The sequence below is a fragment of the Mycobacterium sp. genome (assembly GCF_035603715.1).
Classification (GTDB): Bacteria; Actinomycetota; Actinomycetes; order Mycobacteriales; family Mycobacteriaceae; genus Mycobacterium.
Window position 1 is genome coordinate 1 of the sequence record NZ_DATNJW010000332.1, and the last position, 5,175, is coordinate 5,175.

The 5,175-nt window shown below is 69.3% G+C and carries 2 protein-coding genes; both read left to right on the plus strand.

The annotated features are described in order from the left end of the window. Window positions 1-4,317, plus strand: a 4,317-nt coding sequence (locus tag VN856_RS13785; RefSeq protein ID WP_325689902.1) for an ATP-dependent helicase, incomplete at its 5' end; no start/stop codon positions are given. Between the two features lie 3 nt (window positions 4,318-4,320). After that, complete coding sequence (gene nei2 / locus VN856_RS13790) at window positions 4,321-5,076, plus strand: endonuclease VIII Nei2 (RefSeq protein WP_325689904.1); 756 nt, start codon at window positions 4,321-4,323, stop codon at window positions 5,074-5,076. Window positions 5,077-5,175: the final 99 nt, after the last annotated feature.

Consider the following 5,175-nt stretch of genomic DNA (forward strand, 5'->3'; position numbering starts at 1 on the left):
AAGGCGCTGGCCGTCGACGTCGAGCGCAACCTGCGCACACCGCTGGCCGGGATGGCCCGGGTCGCCGCACAACGGGGACTGCCCGCGCCGGAGATCACCGTTGGGCTGCGGTCCGGCGATACCTCACCGGCCCGCCGTCGACAGCTGATCAGTAACCCACCCGACGTGCTGATCACGACGCCGGAGTCGCTGTTTCTGATGTTGACGTCGGCGGCGCGACAAACTTTGGCCGGCGTACAAACGGTGATCGTCGACGAGGTGCATGCCATCGCCGGTACGAAACGGGGTGCGCACCTTGCCCTTTCACTGGAGCGGCTCGACGACATGTTGCAAGCGCCGGCGCAGCGCATCGGTTTGTCGGCCACTGTGCGTCCGCCCGAAGAAGTGGCCCGGTTCCTGTCCGGGACGTCCCCGACGACAATCGTCTCCCCGCCGGCGGCCAAGACTTTTGAATTGACCGTGCAGGTTCCGGTCCCCGATATGGCTAACCTGGCGAACAACAGCATCTGGCCCGATGTCGAGGCGCGACTGGTCGATCTCGTCGAATCGCACAACTCGACGATCGTGTTCGCCAACTCGCGGCGGCTGGCTGAGCGACTGACGGCCCGGCTCAACGAGATTCACGCCGAACGCACCGGGACCGAGGTGCCGGCTGAAGCGAACCCGAAGGTGGCCGGCGGCGCCCCTGCGCACTTGCTGGGCAGCGGCCAAACCTACGGCGCGCAGGCGCTACTGGCCCGTGCCCATCACGGCTCGGTCAGCAAGGAACAGCGCGCCATCGTCGAAGAGGACCTGAAGTCCGGGCGGCTCAAGGCGGTCGTGGCGACCTCGAGCCTGGAACTGGGTATCGATATGGGCGCGGTCGACCTGGTGATTCAGGTGGAGGCACCCCCGTCGGTGGCCAGCGGACTGCAACGCATCGGGCGCGCCGGACATCAGGTCGGCGAGATCTCCCAAGGCGTGCTGTTTCCCAAACACCGCACCGACTTGATCGGATGCGCGGTGACGGTGCAGCGCATGCTGACCGGCCAGATCGAGACGATGCGGGTGCCGACGAATCCGCTCGACATCCTGGCCCAGCACACCGTGGCCGCGGCCGCGTTGGAGCCACTGGACGTCGACCGCTGGTTCGACACCGTACGGCGCAGTGCACCATTTGCGACGCTGCCGCGCAGCGCATTCGAGGCCACGTTGGATCTGCTCTCCGGCAAGTACCCGTCAACGGAATTCGCCGAACTGCGGCCACGATTGGTGTACGACCGCGACAACGGCGCGGTGACGGCGCGGCCCGGCGCGCAGCGCCTCGCGGTGACCTCCGGTGGCGCCATCCCGGACCGCGGGCTGTTCACCGTCTACCTGGCCACCGACTCCGAAACCCCCTCCCGGGTAGGCGAACTCGACGAGGAAATGGTCTACGAATCGCGGCCCGGCGATGTCATCGCGCTCGGTGCCACCAGTTGGCGAATCACCGAGATCACCCACGACCGTGTGCTGGTCATACCGGCCCCGGGCGAGCCGGCCCGGCTTCCGTTCTGGCGCGGCGACGATTCGGGCCGCCCCGCCGAACTCGGCCGTGCAGTCGGTCAGTTCACCGGCGAGCTGGCCGGGCTGGACCGCGATGCGTTCGAAAGCCGTTGCGCTGAATTGGGATTCAACGAGTACGCCACCGAGAACCTGTGGCGGCTGCTGGACGATCAGCGCACCGCCACCAACGTCGTGCCGTCGGACACCACGTTGCTTGTCGAGAGGTTTCGCGACGAGCTGGGCGACTGGCGGGTGATCCTGCACTCACCTTACGGCCTGCGGGTGCACGGTCCGCTGGCGCTGGCGGTGAGCCGTCGGCTGCGTGATCGCTACGGCATCGACGAGAAACCGACCGCCTCGGACGACGGCATCGTAGTGCGGCTGCCCGACACCATTTCGGAGTCCGGAACCGACTCCGGCGACGCGCCGCCGGGTGCCGAGCTGTTCGTCTTCGATGCCGATGAAATCGACCCGGTCGTCACCGCTGAGGTGGGTGGCTCGGCACTCTTCGCGTCCAGGTTCCGGGAATGCGCCGCGCGGGCGCTGCTGCTACCGCGACGACACCCGGGCAAGCGGTCCCCGCTGTGGCACCAGCGTCAGCGCGCCGCCCAGCTGCTCGACGTGGCCCGCAAATACCCGGATTTCCCGATCGTGTTGGAGGCGGTGCGCGAGTGCCTGCAGGACGTCTACGACGTGCCGACGCTGGCCGGGCTCATGACCGAGATCGCCGCGCGCAAGATTCGCGTGCTGGAAACCGAAACCGCGACACCGTCGCCGTTCGCGGCCTCGCTGTTGTTCGGCTATGTCGGGGCATTCATGTACGAGGGCGACAGCCCACTGGCCGAACGCCGCGCCGCCGCGCTGTCGCTGGACCCCACGCTGCTGGCCGAGTTGCTCGGCCGAGTCGAGCTGCGCGAACTGCTCGACCCCGACATCGTCGCGGCCACCGGCCGGCAATTGCAGCATCTGTCGGCAGATCGGGCGGCCCGCGATGCCGAAGCGGTCGCCGACCTGCTGCGGCTGCTCGGCCCGCTGACCGCCGACGAGGTCGCCGACCGCTCCGGCGGCGCTGACGTCGGTGGCTGGCTGGAAGCCTTGTTCGCGTCCAAGCGTGCGCTGCCCGTTTCGTTCGGCGGCCGCAGCTGGTGGGTAGCGATCGAGGACATCGGCCGGCTGCGCGACGGCGTCGGGGTCGCCGTGCCGGTCGGCGTTCCGGCCAGCTTCACCGAGGCCGTCGCCGATCCGCTGGGCGAACTGCTGGGCCGATTCGCCCGCACCCACGCGCCGTTCACCACGGCCGACGTCGCCGGCCGGTTCGGGCTGGGGCTGCGCGTCGCCGGCGACGTGTTGGGCCGGCTGGCCGCCGACGGGCGACTGGTCCGCGGCGAGTTCTCCACCGAGGCGACCGGTGACCAGTGGTGTGACGCCGACGTCTTGCGGATCCTGCGGCGCAGATCGCTGGCGGCGCTGCGCGCCCAGGTCGAGCCGGTCAGCACCAGCGCCTACGCGCGATTCCTGCCGGCCTGGCATGGCGTGGGTACCGGCCACGGGTCGGCCGCCAACTCCGGCGTGGACGGTGTGGCAGCCGCCATCGATCAGCTCGCGGGCGTCCCACTACCGGCGTCGGCGGTCGAATCGCTGGTGCTGGCGCCGCGGGTGCGTGACTACTCCCCCGCGATGCTCGACGAACTGCTGGCCTCCGGCGAGGTGATGTGGTCAGGGTCGGGCACGATCTCCGGCAGCGACGGCTGGGTGGCCTTCCACACCGCAGATTCCGCGCCGCTGACCCTGGCTGCCGGAGCGGAGATCGAGTTCACCGCGACTCATCGCGCGATCCTGGACATGCTGGCCGGCGGCGGCGCGTTCTTCTTTCGACAACTCGGCCATGACGGAGTCGGCGAAGCCGAGCTCAAAGCCGCTCTGTGGGAATTGATTTGGGCCGGATGGGTCACCGGCGACACCTTCGCGCCGGTGCGTGCGATGCTATCGGGCGGCCCGGGCGGACGTAGGCGATCGGCCCCGGCGCATCGGCCGGGACGCGGCAGGCGTCCGCCGCGCCTGAGCCGCTACAGCGTCGCGCACGCGCAGGCGCGGGCCGCCGATCCCACGGTGGCCGGACGCTGGTCGGCGCTGCCGACGCCCGAACCGGATTCCACCGTGCGGGCCCATCACCATGCAGAACTGCTGCTGAGCCGGCACGGGGTGCTGACCCGCGGCGCGGTAACGGCGGAAGGGGTACCGGGTGGCTTCGCCGCCCTGTACAAGGTGCTGACCGCGTTTGAGGATGCCGGCCGCTGTCAGCGCGGCTATTTCGTGGAGTCGTTGGGCGGCGCCCAATTCGCGGTCGCGTCCACGGTCGACCGGCTGCGCAGCTACCTCGACGGAGTCGACCCCGAACGGCCGGAGTACCGGGCGGTGGTACTGGCCGCCGCCGACCCGGCGAACCCCTACGGCGCGGCGCTGCCCTGGCCGTCGCGCTCACCCGAGGGCGACAGCGGGGCGCGACCGGGCCGCAAGGCCGGAGCGCTCGTCGTGCTGGTCGACGGCGAACTGGCGTGGTTCCTCGAACGCGGCGGCAAGTCCTTGCTGAGCTTCGCCGACGCCGACTCCGAAGCCAACCACGCCGCGGCCGTCGCGCTGGCCGACCTCGTTTCCGGCGGCCGGGTCAACTCCATCCTCATTGAGCGGATCAACAGCGCGCCGGTGTTGGCGCCGCAAGTCTCGCCGACGGTGGTTGCGGCCTTGACTGCCTCTGGATTCGCCCGGACGCCGCGCGGACTGCGGCTGCGTTAGCCGATGCCTGAGGGTGACACCGTTTTCCGCACCGCAGAGGCACTGCGGAAAGCGTTGGTCGGTCGCACGCTGACCCGCTGCGATGTCCGGGTCCCCCGCTATGCCACGGTCGACCTGAGCGGCCACGTCGTCGACGAGGTGTGCAGCAGGGGCAAGCACTTGTTCATTCGCGTCGGACCGGCCAGCATCCACTCGCATCTGAAGATGGACGGTAGCTGGCGAGTCACGTCGCGGACGAGTCGCACCGACCACCGGGTCCGGATCATCTTGGAAGCCAGCGATATCCGCGCGGTTGGCATCGACCTCGGCGTACTGGAGATACTCGATCGCGCTCACGACGGCGACGTCGTCGACCACCTGGGACCCGATCTGCTGGGCGCGGACTGGGATCCCGAGATCGCTGCCGCCAACCTGACGGCAGACCCGGATCGGCGGATCGCCGAGGTCCTGCTGGACCAGCGGATCATGGCCGGGATCGGCAATGTCTACTGCAACGAATTGTGTTTCGTCAGTGGACACCTGCCTACCGCGCCGGTGAGCGCGATCGCCAACCCCAAACGACTGGTCGCACGCGCCCGCGAGATGTTGTGGGCCAACCGCTTCCGGCAGAATCGCTGTACCACCGGCGACACGCGGGCTGGCCGGCAACTGTGGGTGTACGGGCGAGCGGGCCAAGGCTGCCGTCGCTGCGGGACGCCTATCAAGCGTGACGACGGCGGCGACCGGGTTGCGTACTGGTGCCCGGCCTGCCAACGTTGAACGCCCGGAGCATGTCCAGACGGTTAACGATGACACCGACCCGCGTCGACCGCACCGCGCGCTTCAAAAGTCCGGGCGTGGCATGCAATGATCGCAACG